At 74.9% G+C, this 17622-nt stretch carries 13 protein-coding genes; 10 read left to right on the top strand and 3 right to left on the bottom strand.

Annotated elements, in window-relative coordinates; all coding sequences use genetic code 11:
- Window position 1 precedes the first annotated feature (1 nt).
- Entirely contained in the window at window positions 2-667 is a 666-nt protein-coding gene (locus tag ABZ570_RS09075) for a TrkA family potassium uptake protein (RefSeq protein ID WP_358059223.1), read from the bottom strand.
- A gap of 158 nt (window positions 668-825) precedes the next feature.
- Between ABZ570_RS09075 and ABZ570_RS09080 the strand changes: the two genes are divergently transcribed.
- The 4 genes from ABZ570_RS09080 (at window position 826) to dxs (ending at window position 7464) form a co-directional block, all read left to right on the top strand.
- Complete coding sequence (locus tag ABZ570_RS09080; RefSeq protein ID WP_358059226.1) at window positions 826-2895, top strand: APC family permease; 2070 nt, start codon at window positions 826-828, stop codon at window positions 2893-2895.
- Between the two features lie 116 nt (window positions 2896-3011).
- Window positions 3012-4226: a TRAM domain-containing protein gene (locus ABZ570_RS09085; protein ID WP_358059271.1), complete on the top strand. Its 1215-nt coding sequence runs from the start codon at window positions 3012-3014 to the stop codon at window positions 4224-4226.
- Window positions 4227-4271: 45 nt separating this feature from the next.
- Entirely contained in the window at window positions 4272-5450 is a 1179-nt protein-coding gene (locus ABZ570_RS09090) for an anhydro-N-acetylmuramic acid kinase (RefSeq protein ID WP_358059229.1), read from the top strand.
- Between the two features lie 70 nt (window positions 5451-5520).
- Complete coding sequence (gene dxs, locus ABZ570_RS09095) at window positions 5521-7464, top strand: 1-deoxy-D-xylulose-5-phosphate synthase (RefSeq protein WP_358059232.1); 1944 nt, start codon at window positions 5521-5523, stop codon at window positions 7462-7464.
- Between the two features lie 212 nt (window positions 7465-7676).
- Here dxs and ABZ570_RS09100 read toward each other — a convergent pair whose 3' ends face one another.
- On the bottom strand, window positions 7677-8870 hold the full coding sequence (locus tag ABZ570_RS09100; protein WP_358059235.1) for a hypothetical protein: 1194 nt from the start codon (window positions 8868-8870) through the stop codon (window positions 7677-7679).
- Window positions 8871-9030: 160 nt separating this feature from the next.
- On the opposite strand from ABZ570_RS09100, the gene ABZ570_RS09105 reads away from it, so the two are divergent.
- The 3 genes from ABZ570_RS09105 (at window position 9031) to ABZ570_RS09115 (ending at window position 13756) form a co-directional block, all read left to right on the top strand.
- Window positions 9031-10923: a hypothetical protein gene (locus tag ABZ570_RS09105; RefSeq protein WP_358059238.1), complete on the top strand. Its 1893-nt coding sequence runs from the start codon at window positions 9031-9033 to the stop codon at window positions 10921-10923.
- A gap of 278 nt (window positions 10924-11201) precedes the next feature.
- Window positions 11202-12479, top strand: coding sequence for a PQQ-binding-like beta-propeller repeat protein (locus ABZ570_RS09110; protein WP_358059241.1), 1278 nt, complete (start codon window positions 11202-11204; stop codon window positions 12477-12479).
- Complete coding sequence (locus ABZ570_RS09115; RefSeq protein WP_358059244.1) at window positions 12476-13756, top strand: PQQ-binding-like beta-propeller repeat protein; 1281 nt, start codon at window positions 12476-12478, stop codon at window positions 13754-13756. The genes ABZ570_RS09110 and ABZ570_RS09115 overlap by 4 nt, the downstream gene beginning before the upstream one ends.
- 1 nt (window position 13757) lies before the next feature.
- Here the strand turns inward: ABZ570_RS09115 and ABZ570_RS09120 are convergent, their stop codons facing one another.
- Window positions 13758-14984 carry a peptidase C39 family protein gene (locus tag ABZ570_RS09120; protein ID WP_358059247.1) on the bottom strand — a complete coding sequence of 409 codons (1227 nt, stop codon included), beginning with the start codon at window positions 14982-14984 and terminating at the stop codon, window positions 13758-13760.
- Between the two features lie 127 nt (window positions 14985-15111).
- Between ABZ570_RS09120 and ABZ570_RS09125 the strand changes: the two genes are divergently transcribed.
- The 3 genes from ABZ570_RS09125 to ABZ570_RS09135 all read left to right on the top strand — a co-directional run.
- Window positions 15112-15780, top strand: a complete 669-nt coding sequence (locus ABZ570_RS09125; RefSeq protein ID WP_358059250.1) for a response regulator transcription factor — start codon at window positions 15112-15114, stop codon at window positions 15778-15780.
- Between the two features lie 55 nt (window positions 15781-15835).
- On the top strand, window positions 15836-16996 hold the full coding sequence (locus tag ABZ570_RS09130; protein ID WP_358059253.1) for a HAMP domain-containing sensor histidine kinase: 1161 nt from the start codon (window positions 15836-15838) through the stop codon (window positions 16994-16996).
- Window positions 16997-17243: 247 nt separating this feature from the next.
- Window positions 17244-17622 (top strand): VOC family protein (locus tag ABZ570_RS09135; protein WP_358059256.1); only part of this gene is annotated, 379 nt, incomplete at its 3' end.

Genomic DNA, 17622 nt, shown 5'->3' on the forward strand with positions numbered 1-17622 from the left:
CTCAGTGCCCTCCTTTCGGCGGCGCCGCCGCCACCGAGGTGACCGACCCGACGATGTCGTCGGTCACCAGCATGAAGACCTGGTCGCCCTCCTGCACCACGGTGGAGGCGGTGGGCAGGGTGCCGATCCCGAACCGGGTCAGGTACCCCACCCGGGTGCCGACGGCCTCCTCGAGCTCGCGCAGCGGCCGGCCGATCCAGTCCTTGTGCACCGGCACCTCGATGATCGACACCGTGCTGGTCGCGTCCCGGAAGATCTCGACGTTGCCCTCGGGCACCAGCTGCCGCAGCATCCGGTCGGCCGTCCACCGGACGGTGGCCACGGTGGGGATGCCGAGCCGCTCGTAGACCTGGGCGCGCCGCTGGTCGTAGATGCGGGCGGCCACCCGGGAGACGCCGAAGGTCTCCCGCGCCAGCCGGGCCGAGATGATGTTGGAGTTGTCGCCGCTGGAGACGGCCGCGAAGGCGTCCGCCCGCTCGATGCCGGCCTGGCGCAGCACCTCGCCGTCGAAGCCCGCCCCGGTGACGGTGATCCCGGCGAAGTCGGGCCCGAGACGGCGGAACGCGTCCGCGTCCTGGTCGATCACCGCCACCGAGTGTCCCCGGGACTCCAGGCTGTGGGCGAGGGTCGACCCGACCCGGCCGCAGCCCATGATCACGACATGCACGGTGTCCGCTCCTCCCACGGTGCGCCCCGGTGGGCCCGTCGACTGCGAGCCTGCCACGTCCCCGCCGCAGGCGGGGGACCGACCGTACCGCGCGGGCGTGGGCACCGGTGATCAGCCACCCGTGCCGCCGGCGCCCGGTGGTCGTACCCTTGGCGGTTGTGGCCAGACCCACCTCGCTGCTGAAGCGACTCCTCGTCGGTCGACCGTTCCGGTCCGACCGTCTCCAGCACACGCTTTTGCCGAAGCGGATCGCGCTGCCGGTCTTCGCCTCCGACGCGCTGTCCAGCGTCGCGTACGCGCCGGACGAGATCCTGCTGACGCTCTCCATCGCGGGCGCGTCGGCGTACCTCTTCTCGCCGTGGATCGCGCTCGCGGTGGTCGTGGTGATGCTCACCGTGGTGGCGAGCTACCGGCAGAACGTGCACGCCTACCCCTCGGGCGGCGGCGACTACGAGGTGGCGACGGTCAACCTCGGTCCGCGCGCCGGGTTGGCGGTGGCCAGCGCGCTGCTGGTCGACTACGTGCTCACCGTGGCGGTGTCGATCTCCTCCGGGGTGGCCAACCTAGGCTCCGTCCTGCCGTTCGTGGCCGAACACAAGGTGCTGATCGCGGTCCTCGCGGTGACCCTGCTGACCGCGATGAACCTGCGCGGCCTGCGCGAGTCCGGCACGGCGTTCGCCGTCCCGACCTACGGCTTCGTGATCGTGATCGGCGCCATGCTGCTCACCGGCCTGATCCGGATCTTCATTCTCGGTGACGAGCTGCGCGCGCCCAGCGCCGGCCTGGAGATCCAGGCGGAGCACAGCGTCACCGGGTTCGCGCTGGTCTTCCTGCTGCTGCGGACCTTCTCCTCGGGCAGCGCCGCGCTCACCGGCGTGGAGGCGATCTCCAACGGGGTGCCGGCGTTCAAGGCGCCGAAGAGCCGCAACGCGGCCACCACCCTGCTGCTGCTCGGGCTGATCGCGGTGAGCATGCTGTTCGGCATCATCTGGCTGGCCCGGCTGACCCACCTGCAGTTCGTCGAGTCCGCGAGCCAGATCGTCTCCGGGCCGGACGGGTACGTGCAGAAGACCGTCACCACCCAGCTCGGCGAGGCGGTCTTCGGCCACGGGTCGGTGCTGCTCTTCGTCGTCGCCGGGATGACCGCGCTGATCCTGTTCCTGGCCGCCAACACCGCGTTCAACGGCTTCCCGGTGCTCGGCTCGATCCTGGCCCAGGACCGCTACCTGCCCCGCCAGCTGCACACCCGGGGCGACCGGCTGGCGTTCTCCAACGGCATCGTCTTCCTCGCCGTCTTCGCGGTGGTGCTGATCATCGGCTTCCAGGCCGAGGTGACCCGGCTGATCCAGCTCTACATCGTCGGGGTGTTCGTCTCGTTCACGCTCTCCCAGGCCGGCATGATCCGGCACTGGAACCGGCACCTGCGCCACGAGCGGGACCCGGAGGCGCGCCGTCGGATGGTGCGCTCCCGTGCGATCAACGGTTTCGGCATGGCGCTGACCGGCACCGTCCTGATCATCGTGCTGGTCACCAAGTTCCTGCTCGGCGCCTGGATCGCGATCGCCGCGATGGCGGTGATCTACCTGCTGATGCTGGCCATCCGCCGGCACTACGACCGGGTCGCCGCCGAACTGGAGCCGACCGAGGCCCGGGGTGTGCTGCCCGCCCGCAACCACGCCATCGTGCTGGTCAGCAAGCTGCACCAACCGACGCTGCGGGCCATCGCGTACGCCCGGGCCACCCGGCCGGACACGCTGACCGCGGTGACGGTGAACGTCGACGAGAAGGACACCCGGGACCTGCAGGCGGACTGGGAACGGCGTGAACTGCCCGTCCCGCTGACCGTGATCGACTCCCCGTACCGGGAGATCACCCGGCCGATCCTGAACTTCGTCGCCTCGGTCCGCCGTGAGTCGCCCCGCGACGTGGTCACCGTCTTCATCCCCGAGTACGTGGTGGGCCGCTGGTGGGAGAACCTGCTGCACAACCAGAGCGCGCTGCGGCTGAAGGGGCGACTGCTCTTCGAGCCGGGCGTGATGGTGACCAGCGTGCCCTGGCAGCTCGCGTCCACCGCGAGCAAGAACCTGGACCGGCTGGACGCCACGCTCACCCGTGGCCCGAAGCGCGGGCCCCGGGTGGCCCCGCGCAGCACCCTGCCGCCCGCCGTCCCGCCGGTGGTCTCCGCCCCGTCGCCGGAGCGCGGCCCGGGCGCGGGGGAGCGCCCGTGACGGGCCGGCCCGCCACCCGGGCGGGCGACCAGCGAGCCGACCGTGAGCCGGGGGCCGGCGAGACCGGCGAGACCGGCGGGCGGCGCGGGTCGGCGGAGACCGGCGGGCGGCGCGGGCTGGAGGAAGCCGAGCGGGTTGAGCTGACCGTGGACGCCGTCGCGCCGGGCGGGCACTGCGTGGCCCGGGTGGGCGGCCAGGTGGTCTTCGTCCGGCACGCGCTGCCCGGGGAGCGCGTGGTGGCCGAGGTGACCGAACTGCACCGGGGCTTCGCCCGCGCCGACGCGGTGCAGGTGCTGACCGCCTCCCCGGACCGGGTCGAGCCGCCCTGCCCGTACGCGAAGCCGGGCCGCTGCGGCGGTTGCGACCTCCAGCACGTCACCCCCGCCGCCCAGCTCGACTGGAAGACCGCGGTGGTACGCGAGCAGCTCACCCGGCTCGGGGGCCTCACCGACGGGCAGGTCGACGCGCTCGGCCTGCGGGTGGCGGCGCTGCCCGGCGGGCCGCTGGGCTGGCGATCCCGGGTCCGCTACGCGGTGGACGCCGCCGGCCGGGCGGGGCTGCTCAAGCACCGCTCGCACGAGGTGGTGCCGGTCGACCGCTGCCTGATCGCCCACCCGGCCATCCAGGAGCTGCCGGTGCTGGTGCCCAGCGGAGCCCGCTGGCCGGACGCCGACGCGGTGGAGACCGTCGCCTCCACCGGCGGGGACGTCAGCGTCACCGCCCTCGCCGCCGGGGCACCCACCCCGGTCAGCGGCCCGACCGTGGTCCGCGAGGTGGCCGCCGGCCGGGAGTGGCAGCTTCCCGCGTCCAGCTTCTGGCAGGTCCATCCCGCCGCGGCGGACACCCTGGTCGGCGCGGTCCTGGACCTGCTCGACCCGCGGCCCGGCGAGACCGCCTGGGACCTGTACGGCGGTGCCGGCCTCTTCGCCGCCGCCCTCGCCGACCGGGTCGGCGACGCCCGGATCACCCTGGTCGAGTCCGCCGAGCAGGGCGTGGCCGCGGCCCGGGAGAACCTGGCCGACCTGCCCGCGGTGGAGGTGGTCGCCGCCCGGGTGGAGACCGCGCTGGCCCGCCGCCGGGTCACCGGCCCGGTCGACCTGGTGGTCCTCGACCCGCCCCGGTCCGGGGCCGGCGTGCCGGTGGTGCGACACGTCGCCGCCGCCGGTCCGCGCGCGGTGGCGTACGTGGCCTGCGACCCGGCCGCCTTCGCCCGGGACGTACGCGCCTTCACCGAGCTGGGTTGGCGGCTGGCCGCGCTGCGCGGTTTCGACCTGTTCCCGATGACCCAGCACGTCGAACTGGTCGGCCTCCTGCTGCCCGCCGGGCGTTAGCAGGGGACCCTTCCTATACCGAATGCGTTAACAGGGGGCCCTTCCTTGCGAATCGTCGGGTTGATGTCGGGGACGTCGTACGACGGGGTGGACGTGGCGGCGGCCGAGTTCACCCGGGACGGGGAGATCCTGCGGCTGCGCCCGCTCGGCCACCGTGGCCTGGACTACCCCGACGACCTGCGCGCCGAGATCGGGGCGCTGCTGCCGCCCGCGGCCACCACGATCGAGGCGGTCTGCCGGCTGGACAACCGCCTCGGCGAGGTCTTCGCCGAGGCGGCGGCGGTCGGCGTCGAGCTGGCCGGTGGCCGGGTCGACGCCGTCGTCTCGCCCGGGCAGACCGTCTTCCACTGGGTCGAGGCGGGCCGGGTCCGGGGCACCCTCCAGCTCGGCGCGCCGGCCCGGGTGGCCGCCCGGGTGGGCGTACCGGTGCTGCACGACCTGCGGTCGGCGGACGTGGCGGCCGGCGGCCAGGGCGCGCCGCTGGTGCCGGCCTTCGACGCGCTGCTGCTCGACCCGGCCGCGCCCGGTCCAGGCGGTGGGGCGCCGCGCGCGGCGCTCAACCTCGGTGGCATCGCCAACCTCACCGTGGTCGCCCCCGACGCCCCCGTCCTCGGGTACGACGTGGGCCCGGCCAACGCGCTGCTCGACGCGGCGGCCCGGCGCCTCCTCGACCGCCCCTGCGACCTCGACGGGGCCCGTGCGGCCGCCGGCCGGGTGCACCCGGGGCTGCTGGCGCTGCTGCTCGCCGAGCCCTACTACGCGGCGCCCCCGCCCAAGTCGACCGGCAAGGAGCTGTTCCACGGCGGCTACCTGGACGGGAAGCTGGCCGCCCTGGGTGAGCCGGTGGCCGCCGACGACGTGCTCGCCACGCTGACCGAGCTGACCGCCCGGACGGTCGCCGCCGAGTGCGACCGGTTCGGGGTGACCGAGGTGGTCGCCGCGGGCGGGGGCGTCCGCAATCCCACCCTGTACGCCCGGCTGGCCGCGCTCGGGCAGGGGCGGTGGCGGCTGCGGACCACCGACGAGCTGGGGGTGCCGGCGCAGGCCAAGGAGGCGTACGCGTTCGCCCTGCTCGGCTGGCTCTCCTGGCACGGCCTGCCCGGGGCGATCCCGTCGGTGACCGGGGCGTCCCGGGCCGCCGTGCTCGGCTCCTGGACCCCGTCCGGCCCGGCGTACGCGGCCGTGCCGCCGGCCCCGCCGCGCCGGCTGGTCGTCACCGCGTGACCGTCACCCGGGGCTGCGGAGATCCATGGTCGGGCTGCGTGCCGGTGGGCGGCCGATAGACTCTTCGGTCATGAGCGTTGAAGAGGACACGGCCAACCACGGTCGGCTGCTGGGCACCGTCCGTGGCCCGCAGGACGTGAAGCGGATGACCGCCGAGCAACTGGACATCCTCGCCGCTGAGATCCGTGACTTCCTGATCGCCAAGGTCTCCCGCACCGGCGGGCACATCGGCCCCAACCTGGGCGTCGTCGAGCTGACCCTGGCGATGCACCGGGTCTTCGACTCGCCGCGGGACCGGCTCCTGTTCGACACCGGCCACCAGGCATACGTACACAAGATCATCACCGGCCGGCAGGAGGGCTTCGACAAGCTCCGCCAGCGCGGTGGCCTCTCCGGCTACCCCAGCCAGGCGGAGAGCGAGCACGACCTGATCGAGAACTCGCACGCCTCCACCGCCCTGTCGTACGCCGACGGGCTGGCCAAGGCGTACGCGCTGCGCGCCGAGCGGCGCAACGTGGTCGCCGTGGTCGGCGACGGCGCGCTGACCGGCGGCATGTGCTGGGAGGCGCTGAACAACATCGCCACCGCCGGCAACCCCCTCGTCATCGTGGTCAACGACAACGGTCGCTCCTACTCGCCGACCATCGGCGGCCTCGCCGACCACCTCTCCTCGCTGCGGCTCAACCCGGGCTACGAGAAGGTGCTCGACACCGTCAAGGACGCCCTCGGCAACACCCCGCTGGTCGGCAAGCCGATGTACGAGGTGCTGCACGCGGTCAAGAAGGGCATCAAGGACGCGGTCGCGCCGCAGGCCATGTTCGAGGACCTCGGCATCAAGTACGTCGGCCCGGTCGACGGCCACGACGTGACCGCGGTCGAGTCGGCGCTGCGCGCCGCGAAGAACTTCGGTGGCCCGGTGATCGTGCACGCGGTCACCCGCAAGGGCTACGGCTACCGCCCGGCCGAGGAGGACGAGGCGGACTGCTTCCACGGCCCCGGCGCGTTCGACACCGAGACCGGCAAGCTGCTCGCCGCCCCGTCGGTGAAGTGGACGAACGTCTTCGCCGACGAGCTGGTCAAGATCGCCGACGAGCGGCCCGACGTGGTCGGCATCACCGCGGCCATGGCCGAGCCGACCGGCATCGCCGCCCTGGCCCGCAAGTACCCGAAGCGGGTGTACGACGTGGGCATCGCCGAGCAGCACGCCGCCACCTCGGCGGCCGGCCTCGCCATGGGCGGGCTGCACCCGGTGGTGGCCGTCTACGCCACCTTCCTCAACCGGGCGTTCGACCAGGTGCTGCTGGACGTGGCGATGCACAAGCTGCCGGTCACCTTCGTGCTGGACCGGGCCGGCATCACCGGCCCGGACGGGCCGAGCCACTACGGGATCTGGGACATGTCCGTCTTCGGCGTCGTGCCCGGCCTGCGGATCGCCGCGCCCCGCGACTCGGCCAGCCTCCGCGAGGAACTGCGCGAGGCGGTCGCGGTGGAGGACGGCCCGACCATCCTCCGCTTCCCGACCGGCACCGTCGCCGGTGACCTGCCGGCCGTCCGCCGGGTCGGCGCGGTCGACGTGCTGGCCGAGTCTGCGCGTACCGACGTGCTGCTGGTCGCGGTCGGCTCCTTCGCCGGCCTCGGCATGGAGGTGGCCGCCCGGGTCGCCGAGCAGGGCTACGGCGTCACCGTCGTCGACCCGCGCTGGGTCCGCCCGATCCCGGCCGAGCTGGTCGAGCTGGCCGCCGGGCACCGCCTCGTGGTCACCGTCGAGGACGGCGTCCGGGTCGGCGGCGTCGGCGACGCGCTCGGTCAGGCCATGCGGGACGCCGACGTCCGGGTGCCGCTCAAGGACCTGGGCGTGCCGGCCGACTGGCACCCGCACGGCACCCGGGCGCAGATCCTGGTCGACCTCGGCCTGACCGCGCAGGACGTGGCCCGCGACGTCACCGGCTGGATCTCCGGCCTGGACGCCCAGCCCGTGGACCCGGCCCCCGACAAGGCCGCCGCCAAGAACTGACCCACCACGCCGGCCGGGCGGCCCTGCCTCGCGCGGGGCCCGCCCGGCCGGCGTGGTGCGTCGTGCCCACCTTGACCGGTGGCAGCCCAGCCGTTCGACCCGCCGAGGAGAACCCAGCCTGCCCGTCAACGTTCCCGCCTGGCTGGACGCTGTGTCTGGCGGACTGGCCCGCCAGTGTCGATCAGTGCGCGGGGGTTCGCCGAAGCCGCAGGTCAGCGACCCTCGACGGAGCGATACCAGGTCTTCTCCGGCCCCGCCAGGCTGAACGTCTGCCTGCGGTCCGGCTGCGGCACCACCACCAGCCCCGGCCGTTCCACCAGGCGCGCGGTCCCCGGCGGGGCGGCGAACGAGGCATCCCGGTTGACGCGCCAGCTCAGCACCGCCACCTCCTGCCCGGGCACCGGCAGGAGGTACGCCTGCAGTTCGCCTGACCGGTCGGCCGGGGACACGATCGGCGCGGCGCCGTCGGCCGAGCGGTAGACGACCGCGGTCATCGTGCCGGTGGCGCTCTCCCAGGTGAGCTGTTCGAGGTCGCCCGGCCGGTCGCCGCCCAGCGCCAGCTCGCCAAGCGACCGGACGGCGATCCCCGCCATCGGCCAGGACTCCGGGACCGAGCGCGGCGCCTCCCCGTCGCCGAGTGGGCGCGGAAGGCTGCCGAACGGCCCCGTGGCGGCGGCGAGGACGCAGGTGTCCAGCCCGGCCAGGGCCCGCTTGCCGGAACCGGTCTCGTCGCGGACCAGCGGATAGCGGGGGGCGGCGATGCCCGTACCCAGGTCGAGCACGCGGTCGGCGGCCCGGCCGCGTGGCAGCGACCGGGTGGCGCGCAGCGTCGCGGTCAGTGGCACCGCCCGGCAGGCCGGGACGGCGACCGGCTCGGTGAGGCCGTCGGTGCTGGCCAGCGGGCGGCCGTCCGGGCCGAGCAGCCGCTCCACGCGGGCCGAGGTGAGGTAGCGCCGGCCCGCGGGGAGTTGGACCGGCAGCACGTCCGAGTAGACCAGGTAGCCGGGGTCGGTGTACCGGATGGCGTGGGCGACCCGCCAGCGCTCCCCGGCCCGGTCGAGTTGCAGCAGCCAGGAGGCGCTCTCGCCGGGCACGTCGGCGGCGACCAGGGCCAGCGGCGCCCCGGCCGCCTCGCCGGCGAAGAGGATGCCGGACGACGACAGGTGCACCCGGTCGTCGACCGGCGAGCGCCAGTCCCGCACGGCCGAGCTGATCCCGGCGGTTGCGTCGGCGTCGCCGGCCAGGCTGCCGCGCGCCGGCCAGACGGCCAGCGGCCCGTCGAGGCTGTCGTAGCCGGCCCGGAGCGCGGCCGGCTGCCGACCCGCGACGGGCCCGCACCCGGTCGCGGCCAGCAGCAGGGCCAGCAGCGCGGTGGCCGTTGTGCCGGGTCGGCGGACTGTCGCCACCTGTACGCCCCCGATCCCGTCGCCGGTCGTGTTTGGAAGCCACATGGTACGAGATGTCCGGTGAGTCGCCCCCGCCGGTCCTCGTCCCTCCCGGTCGGGCTCCACAGTGGAACCCAGGGGATTCGCGGCTATTTTCCGGCTCCAGTAGACTCCGCCGACTGTGACGCTTGCCGAGCCCCGTGTCGATGCGCTACCGGACGCCGACATCCCGACGGGCATCACCTCCGTCCTCCCCGACACCGTTGTCGCACCGGCGGCCCCCGCCCGGCCGGCGTCACCGAACGCCGGAGCGGGCCGGTCGGCCCCGCGCCGGCGGTGGATCCCACGCCGCGTCGACCTCGCCGTCTACGGCGGCTTCCTGCTCGCCGCGCTCTGGGTGACCAGCCGGATCTGGGCCGACCCGGCCGGCCGGGTCGCGGCCCTCTACAGCGGCGACCCGGCGGTGATGCAGTTCTTCCTCGCCCACTCGGTGCGCGTCGTGCTGCACGGCGAGTTCCCGTTCTTCACCGAGCAGGTCAACTATCCGGACGGGGTCAACATGATGGCGAACACCGCCATCCTGGCCCTCGGTATCCCGATGGTGCCGATCACGGTCCTGTTCGGACCGGCGGTCTCCTTCGTCACGCTGGTGACGCTCGGTCTGGCCGGCACCGCCGCCGCCTGGTACCGGATGCTCTCCCAGCACGTGGTGCGTACCCGGCTGGCCGCCGCGGTGGGCGGTTGGTTCTGCGGGTTCTCGCCGGCCATGCTGGCGCACGCCAACTGGCACCCCAACATCATCTCCCAGTTCCTGCTGCCGTTCATCGTGTGGCGGGTGCTGGTGCTGACCCGCTCCACCCGCCCGGCCCGCGACGGCGCGCTGCTCGCCCTGATGGTCACCGTGCAGGCGTTCATCAACGAGGAGATCCTGCTCTTCACCGCGCTGTCCTGCGGCGTGTTCCTGCTCGCGGTGGTCGTCCAGCAGCGGGAGCGGTGGGCCACGGCGTGGCGTCCGCTGGGGACCGGGCTGGCCGTCTGCGCGGTGCTCGCCGGCGCGCTGCTGGCGTACCCGCTCTGGGTCCAGTTCGCCGGACCGATGGCGTATCACGGGCTCAGCGACGCGGTCCAGGACTACGGCAACGACATCGCCGCGTTCTTCGCCCAGGGCTCGCCGACCCTGGGCGGCGACGAGCGGGCGAACGTCAACCTCGCCCCGAACTACTCGGAGGAGAACGCCTTCTTCGGCTGGAGCCTGTCGCTGCTGGCCGTCGGCATCGTGGTCTGGCTGCGCCGGGAGGTGCTGGTCCGGGCGCTCGCGGCGACCGGGCTGTTCTTCGCGGTGCTCTCCCTCGGCGAGCGGGTGACCTGGTGGGACCGGTACCTGTTCACCGGCCCGTGGGATCTGCTGGTCCGGCTGCCGTTGCTGGACGCGGTGGTGCCCACCCGGTTCGGGCTGATCACGACCGTGGTCGTCGGAGTGCTGCTGGCCTTCGCCGTCGAACGGGCCTGGTCGCTGCGCACCGTCGAGCGGCGGACCGTGCGTACCCTCACCGCCGCCGGCCTGGTGTTCGCGCTGCTGCCGATCGCACCGATGCCGTTGCAGGTGACCGACCGCCCGCCGGTGCCGAAGTTCATCACCGCCGACCGCTGGCGGCAGTACGTCGGCCCGGACCAGACCCTGGTGCCGGTGCCGGTGCCGAGCCAGGGCCACAGCGACCCGATGCGGTGGGCGGCCAGCACCGGCCTGGCCTTCAAGATCCCCGGCGGGTACTTCCTCGCCCCGCGCAACGGGGTCACCGGCGACCCGGGCCGCTTCGGCGGGCGGCCCAGCGGCATCGGAGCCCTGCTGGCGGAGGTCGCGGCCACCGGGCGTACGCCGAAGCTCGACGACCGGCAGCGCCGCCGCTTCCTCGACGAGCTGCGGCACTGGCGGGCGGCCATCGTGGTGTTGCCGCTGGACCAGCCGAACGCCGAGCCGCTGCGGCTGACCGTGGAGCAGTTGGTCGGCCCCGCCCGGCGGGAGCTGGACGTGTGGTTCTGGGACGTCCGGACGCTGAGCCGCTCGGCCGCCTGACCGGCCCGCGGTGAATCGTCCGCGTCATCAGGTCGGTCGGCGGAGTGGGCTCCGTCGAGGGCCCCGCTGCCGCACGTCTCGCCAGCGGTTGAGGCAGACGAGAACGCCCAGCAACGCATAGGCTCCGATGGCCAGCACGTCGGCGCGGGCCGGCCGGCGGGGCGCCTCCGCCACGGCGGGCCGTCGGACCGGCCGGCCCGGCGTCGCCCCGGCCGCCCGGGATGCCCGCGCGGTGTGCGCCCGACGGCCTGCAGGCGGCGGCGCGGAGAGGGGCGATCGTGGCGATCATCGATCTGGGTGTGCTCCGTGACGAACCCGCGCCCGACCCACCGGCCCGGCCGCCGCGGGCCGTCGGCCGCCCGTACCGGTGCCTCGTGGTGCTGCTGGCGGCGCTGGTCACCCTGGCCGGCGCGGCACCGGCACCGCGCCGGATCGCCGCGACCGTGCCCGGCGGTCCCGTCGCGAAGGTGTTCGTCGCCGGCGACCAGGTGTACGTGGCGGAGCCCCCCGATCCGGAGCGCGGCGTCGGCCGGCGGCTGGTCGCGTACCGGGTGACGGCGGGCCGGGCGCGGACACTGTGGCGGATTCCGCTGCCCGGCGACGGTGACGTCGACATGGCCTGGGCCGTCCAGGGGCGGCTGCTGCTGATCGGCCGGACCGCCCGCGACGTCGGATGGGAGACCACGGCCGTCGACGCCGCGACCGGACGGCTCGGCTGGCGGCACCCCGGCGTGGCCTTCCCGGTGGGCGACCTCCTGCTGCTGCACACCGGCAACGACGCGGGCACCACCGAAACCCGCCGGCTGGACGTCCCTACCGGCCGGACGCTGTGGTCGATCCCGACTACCTCGGCCGAGCTGAATGTGAGCCGCGGGCCGGCCGGGATGGAGCGGCTCGTGCTGGTGCGCGACTCCGGCACGGTGGAGGTCTTCGACGCCGCCGCCGGCACCCGGCTGGTCGCCCGCGACCTGCGCTCCGGCGCGCCGCCCGCGCGGCGGTGGGCCGTGGCGGCCGCCGACCTGCTGCTGGTGATCGGCCACGGTGACACGGTGACCGGCTACGACCTGGACCGGCTGGACCCCCGCTGGACCGTCGCGCTGCCCCTGGCCGAGTACGTCGAGCCCTGCGGCCGGTCGCTCTGCGCCTATCGGCAGGACGGGGTGGCGGTGCTCGACCCGGCCACCGGCGCGACCCGGTGGAGCGACCCCCGATGGTCGGCGGTGCTGGCGGCGGCTGACGGCCGGCTCCTGGTCGCCGGGCGGGTGCCCACCGCCTCCGCGCTGGCTGTCGTGGAGGAGGCCACCGGCCGGCTCGTCGCCGACCTCGGCGAATGGCAGGTGATCTCGCGCGACGACTGGGCCGGCCGGGACGGCCCCGTGTTCGGCGTACGGCTGGGCGGGGACGGCCGGCTGATCATCGCCGAGCTGGATCCGGTGGCCGGACACGCCCGGATCCGTGACGCCCTGTCGGGTGCCGTCGGGGACTGTCGCCTCGGCGAGGCGTTGCTGGTCTGCCACCGGATCGACGGCCGTCTCGTGCTGTGGTGGAACCGGTGAGCGGGGTGATCGAGCTGGGGGAGCTGCGGCACGGGGACCAGCCGGAGCCGCCGCCCCCGCGGGCCCGTCGGCCCCCGGCGGCGCCGGCCCGGGTGCTGGCGCTCTGCTGTGCCGCGCTGCTCACCCTGGCCGGCGCGGCGCCGGCGCCCCGCCGGCCGCCCGGCGTTTCCGTGCCGGCCCCGCACGACGCCCACTTCCTGGTCGTCGCCGACCGGCTGATCGTTGCCGAATGGCCGGACCCGACCGGCCGCGGCGGCCGGGAGGTCGTCGGGTACGGGTTGCCCGGCGGCGCGCCGGTGTGGCGGTTCACCCTGCCCGACGGCGACGACGTGACCGGGTTGTGGGCGGTGGCCGGCCTGTCGTTGGTGACCAGCGGGCCGCCCGGGTCCGACAGCGCCCGCACCACCGCCCTGGACCCGCGCACCGGGTCGATACGGTGGCGGCAGCCCGGCTACCCGGTGCCGACCCAGGCGGGCGGGGTGCTCGTCGAGCAGCCGGGCCGGACGGACACCATCCGGGCGGTCGACCCGGGGTCCGGCACGGTGCGCTGGTCGATGCCGTTCCCCGACAGCGGGATGGTGTACGGGTTCGGGGACCGGGGCGTGACGGCGGCGGTGCTGCTCACCGACGACGGACGGGTGGAGGTGTACGACGTCGACACCGGCGCGTTGCGGCGGGCCGGCCGGCTGCCGCCGACCGACGGCCGGGCGCCGTACCGGTTGACCCAGGTGGTGGGCGACCTGCTGCTGGTCGACGCGTCGGGCACGGTCACCGCGTACGGCCTGGACCGGCTGGACCGGCGGTGGACGCTCCCGGTCCGGCGGGACGGCGCGACCTGGTTCGCCGACTGCGCCGAAGTGATCTGCCGGCGGGACCAGGCGTCCGGCCTGCGGACCTACGACCCGGTCACCGGCCGCCTCCGCTGGAGCGACGACCACTGGACCGACGCCCGCCGGGTCGGGGACCGGCTGCTCGCCGTCGCCCCGGCCGGCGGGCCGGCGGTGGAACTGGCGGTGCTCGATCCCGGAGCCGGCCGTGCCCTGGCCGGGCTGGGCCGCTGGCGGCTGGCCGACGTCGACCGGAACGGGTCCCGGCTGCTCGGCTTCCGTCCCGTCGTCGGGGGCCGCACGCTGGTGGCGGAGCTGGACGTGTCGGCCGCCCAGGTCCGGTACCGGGCGGTGCTCCCGGGCTCCTGGGGCGACTGCGTCGCCGCCGATGCCGCGCTGGTCTGTCGGTCGCCGGCCGGCGGGCTGATGGTCTGGCCGGACGGCCGGTGATTCACCAGTTGGCCTGGGCGGGGGCCGGGGGCAGCGGCACCGACCCGGGTCGGAGCACGTACGCGACCCCGCCGCTGCCCGCCTGCCAGGCCACCTCGAACGGCGCGCGTGGCACGGTCCGGCGCACCCTCTCGTCGTCCGGGGCGTACGGATCGTTGAGCACCGGGTCGCCGTCGGCGGTGAAGCCGACCAGCACCATCAGGTGTCCCCGGGTGTCGTAGTCCAGGCCCGGCACCTGGCCCACGGTGAACGCGGCGGAGACGATCAGCGGGATGCCGGCCGCGATGAACCGCTCCGCCTCGGCCAGGTCGCGCAGCCGGGTGACGAAGGCGTCCACCCCGTGCCGGCCCGCGTACGCGGTGTTGAACGCCCAGTTCCCGGCCCCCGCGTACGCGTGGTCGTAGCAGTGCCGGGCGGCGTGCACCACCGCCGGCCGGGGGCCGGGCGGGTCGACCCAGGCGTACCGGTCGGGGGTGGGGCCGGCGCCCCAGAAGTCCAGCACCATCGAGACGGAGGTGGGGCTGCACCAGGAGTCCCCGCCGCCACCCCAGCGGGTCTCCCCGCCGGCGTGCAGCCGCTGTGCGTACCGGGGCACGTCGAGCACCCGCCCCCGGGCGCCGGTGCCGTCCGCGTCCGTCGCCCGGCCGGCCGGGCCGGCCGGGCCAGCGGGGTCGGCGGGCGTGCGGGCCGGTGCGTCGGCCGAGGCGACCGCGCCGACGGTCCGCAGCACCGGGCCGGCCGTGGCTCCGGAGCGGCGGAACAGGGTGACCCGGACCTGCCAGCCGGTGACCATCGCCGCCGCGACCCGCAGCACGTCGACCAGCACCCGCGCGTCGTCGCCGGCCTGCCCCGGCACCGAGCTGCGGTGGAAGTCGGTGTCGTCGGCGGCCCAGTGGCCCAGCACGTACCAGTCGGTGGTCGGCGTGTCCTCGTGCCAGCCGCGCAACTCCACCTTGAGCCAGCAGCCCGGCGGGGTGTCGGCGGTCCACGACGGCACGATCTCGTGCGCGGCGAAGCCCACCCCGACCACCGGCGACGTCCAGGCGGCCCGGTCGTACCGGATGGTGACGCCGGCGTGCGGGTCGGTGTGGTCGACCGCATCGGTCGGCTCGGCGACCACCAGGCCGTCCGGGCCGCCGGCCACCCCGTCCGCCGTGCCGAGGGCGAGGTCCGCCGGGAAGCGGAAGCGGCGGTACGCCACGTCCCGCCGGCCGGGCGTTGCGGTCATCGGCAGCTCCTTGTCGCCAGGTGCCGGGAGCATGACGTACCTGAAGGTCTTTTGCAAAGACGGCGAGGGACGCTGGTTTGGTGGCTGGCACTAGGTTGTCGGGAGGTCACGAGGCGGGAGGGCCGGGATGCGGGTGCTGGTGGTCGAGGACGAGCGGAACCTCGCCGACGCGATCGCGCGCGGGTTGCGCAAGCGCGGCATGGCCGTGGATGTCGCCTACGACGGCAACGCCGGGCACGAGGCGGCCTTCGTCACCCGGTACGACGTGGTGGTCCTGGACCGGGACCTGCCCGGCGTGCACGGCGACCGGATCTGCGCCGACCTGGCCGCCTCCGGCACCCTGACCCGGGTGCTGATGCTGACCGCGAGCGGCACGGTCGCCGACCGGGTCGAGGGGCTGCAGCTCGGCGCCGACGACTACCTGCCCAAGCCGTTCGCCTTCGACGAGCTGGTCGCCCGGGTGCAGGCGCTCGGCCGCCGGGCCACCCCGGCCGCCCCGCCGGTGCTGGCCCTCGCTGATCTGGTGCTCGACCCGGCCCGCCGGGTGGTCACCCGCGGCGGCGTGCCGGTCGACCTCACCAACAAGGAGTTCGGCGTGCTGGCGGAGCTGCTCAAGGCGCGCGGCGCGGTGGTCTCCAGCGAGGAGCTGCTGGAGCGGGTCTGGGACGCGAACACCGACCCGTTCACCACGATCGTCCGGGTCACCGTCATGACGCTGCGCAAGAAGCTCGGTGACCCGCCGCTGATCGAGACGGTGGTCGGGGCCGGCTACCGCACCGCCGAGGTGTCGGCGTGAGCGCGAGGAGTGAGCCGGGTTTGCGAGCCCCGCAGTCGCGAACCGAGGTGCGATCATGACCCGACGGCGGTGGCTGCGTCCCACCCTGCGACTGCGGCTCACCCTGCTCAACGGGGTGCTGCTGGTCGGGGCCGGGGCGATCCTGGTGCTGCTGGCCTGGCTGCTGGTCCGCGACGCGCTGCGGCCGACCGACGAGCTGGCGCCCGGCACCACGGTGGTGCTGGCGGACGGCCGCACCCTGGAGGCCGGGCAGTGGCAGCAACAGCTCGTCGCCGCGGCCTCGCAGGAACTGCTGCTCAAGGGCCTGGGTGCGTTGCTGGCGATCAGCGTGGTCGGGGTGGCCGGGGCGTACCTGGTGGCCGGGCGGGCGCTGCGCCCGCTGCACCAGGTCACCGCCACCGCCCGCCGGCTCGGCGAGGCCACGCTGGACCAGCGGATCGGCTGGTCCGGCGCCGACGACGAGGTGGCCGAGCTGGCCAAGACGTTCGACGCGATGCTGGACCGGATCGCCGCCGCCTTCGAGGCGCAGAGGCGTTTCGTCGCCAACGCGTCGCACGAGCTGCGTACCCCGCTCGCCGTGATGCGGACCGAGATCGACGTGACGCTCAGCGACGACGAGGCGGACAGCGCCGAGTACCGCCGGATGGCCACCGTGGTCCGGGACGCCTCGGAACGGGCCAACGGCCTCGTCGACGCGCTGCTGGTGCTGGCCCGCAGCGAGGCCCAGGCCGGGCGCCGGCTGGCCCGCCGCGCCGAGAGTGACCTGGCGGTGGGTGCCGCCAACGCCCTCTCCGCGATGGCCCGCGAGGTGGAGCGGATCGGCCTCAAGGTGCACACCGAGCTGCGGCCGGCGCCGGTGGTCGGTGACCCGGGCCTGCTCGACCGGCTGGCCGGCAACCTGGTGGAGAACGCCGTCCGCTACAACCACCTGCACGGCCGGCTGTGGATCCGCACCAGCAGCGACGGGGAACGGTCCTGGCTGGTGGTGGGGAACACCGGGTTCGAGGTGGCCCCGGCCGACGTGCCGGGGCTGTTCGAGCCGTTCCGGCGCGGCGGCCAGGAGCGTACCGGCGCCCGCGGCTCCGGGCTGGGGCTCTCCATCGTCCGGGCGGTCTGCGACGCGCACGGTGGCACCGTCACGGCGGTCGCCCAGCCGGGCGGTGGCCTGGAGGTGACCGTCACCCTGCCGTCCGCCGACGCGCCCGCCGGCACCTGACAGCCACGCGCCCGGCGGCCCGTGACCGGCCGAACCGTCTGGTCCGGTGCCCGTCCCGTGGGGCCGGGTCGGGCGGCGTGAAGCCGCCTTGTCCGCCGGGCGGGGACCGTGCCATGATCTGCCGCGTCAGCCCGACGTGCGGAAGGGGGTGTGGTTGATGTCCACCGTGAACAGTCCCGCGCCCCGCCCCGGTCCTCGCTGACACGATCCACTCCCGGCGGGCGCACTCCGATCAGGAGGAAGCACCGTGAGTGCACACATCCACTTCGTCACTGTCGAGTCCGACGACCCGTACGCCCTGGCCAGCTGGTGGGGTCGGGTGCTCGACCGGAAGCCGCACGACGACGACCACCCGGGCGACCCCGAGGCGGTGCTCGTCGCGCCCGACGGGCACGGGCCCGACCTGCTCTTCGTCAAGGTGGGAGAGCGGCACGGCAAGGGTGCGTTCCACCTCGACCTGCACGCGGCCGAGGGCACCCGGGACGCCGAGGTCGAACGGTTGCGCGGCCTCGGGGCCACCCTGGTCGCCGACCGGCGGCGGCCGGACGGCACCGGCTGGGTGGTGCTGGCCCGCCTCTACGTCGCCCTGCGCGAGGCCGCCCACCAGCGGCTCTTCCAGCACGTGC

Origin of the sequence: Micromonospora sp. NPDC007271, from assembly GCF_040634005.1 — a bacterium.
Taxonomy (GTDB): Bacteria; Actinomycetota; Actinomycetes; order Mycobacteriales; family Micromonosporaceae; genus Micromonospora.

What these genes read in the sequence shown, in the direction of transcription:
- dxs (WP_358059232.1), top strand. Translation starts at nt 5,521, where the DNA reads ATGAGCGTTGAAGAGGACACGGCCAACCACGGTCGGCTGCTGGGCACC.
- ABZ570_RS09120 (WP_358059247.1), bottom strand. Translation starts at nt 14,984, where the DNA reads ATGACCGCAACGCCCGGCCGGCGGGACGTGGCGTACCGCCGCTTCCGC.
- ABZ570_RS09125 (WP_358059250.1), top strand. Translation starts at nt 15,112, where the DNA reads ATGCGGGTGCTGGTGGTCGAGGACGAGCGGAACCTCGCCGACGCGATC.
- ABZ570_RS09130 (WP_358059253.1), top strand. Translation starts at nt 15,836, where the DNA reads ATGACCCGACGGCGGTGGCTGCGTCCCACCCTGCGACTGCGGCTCACC.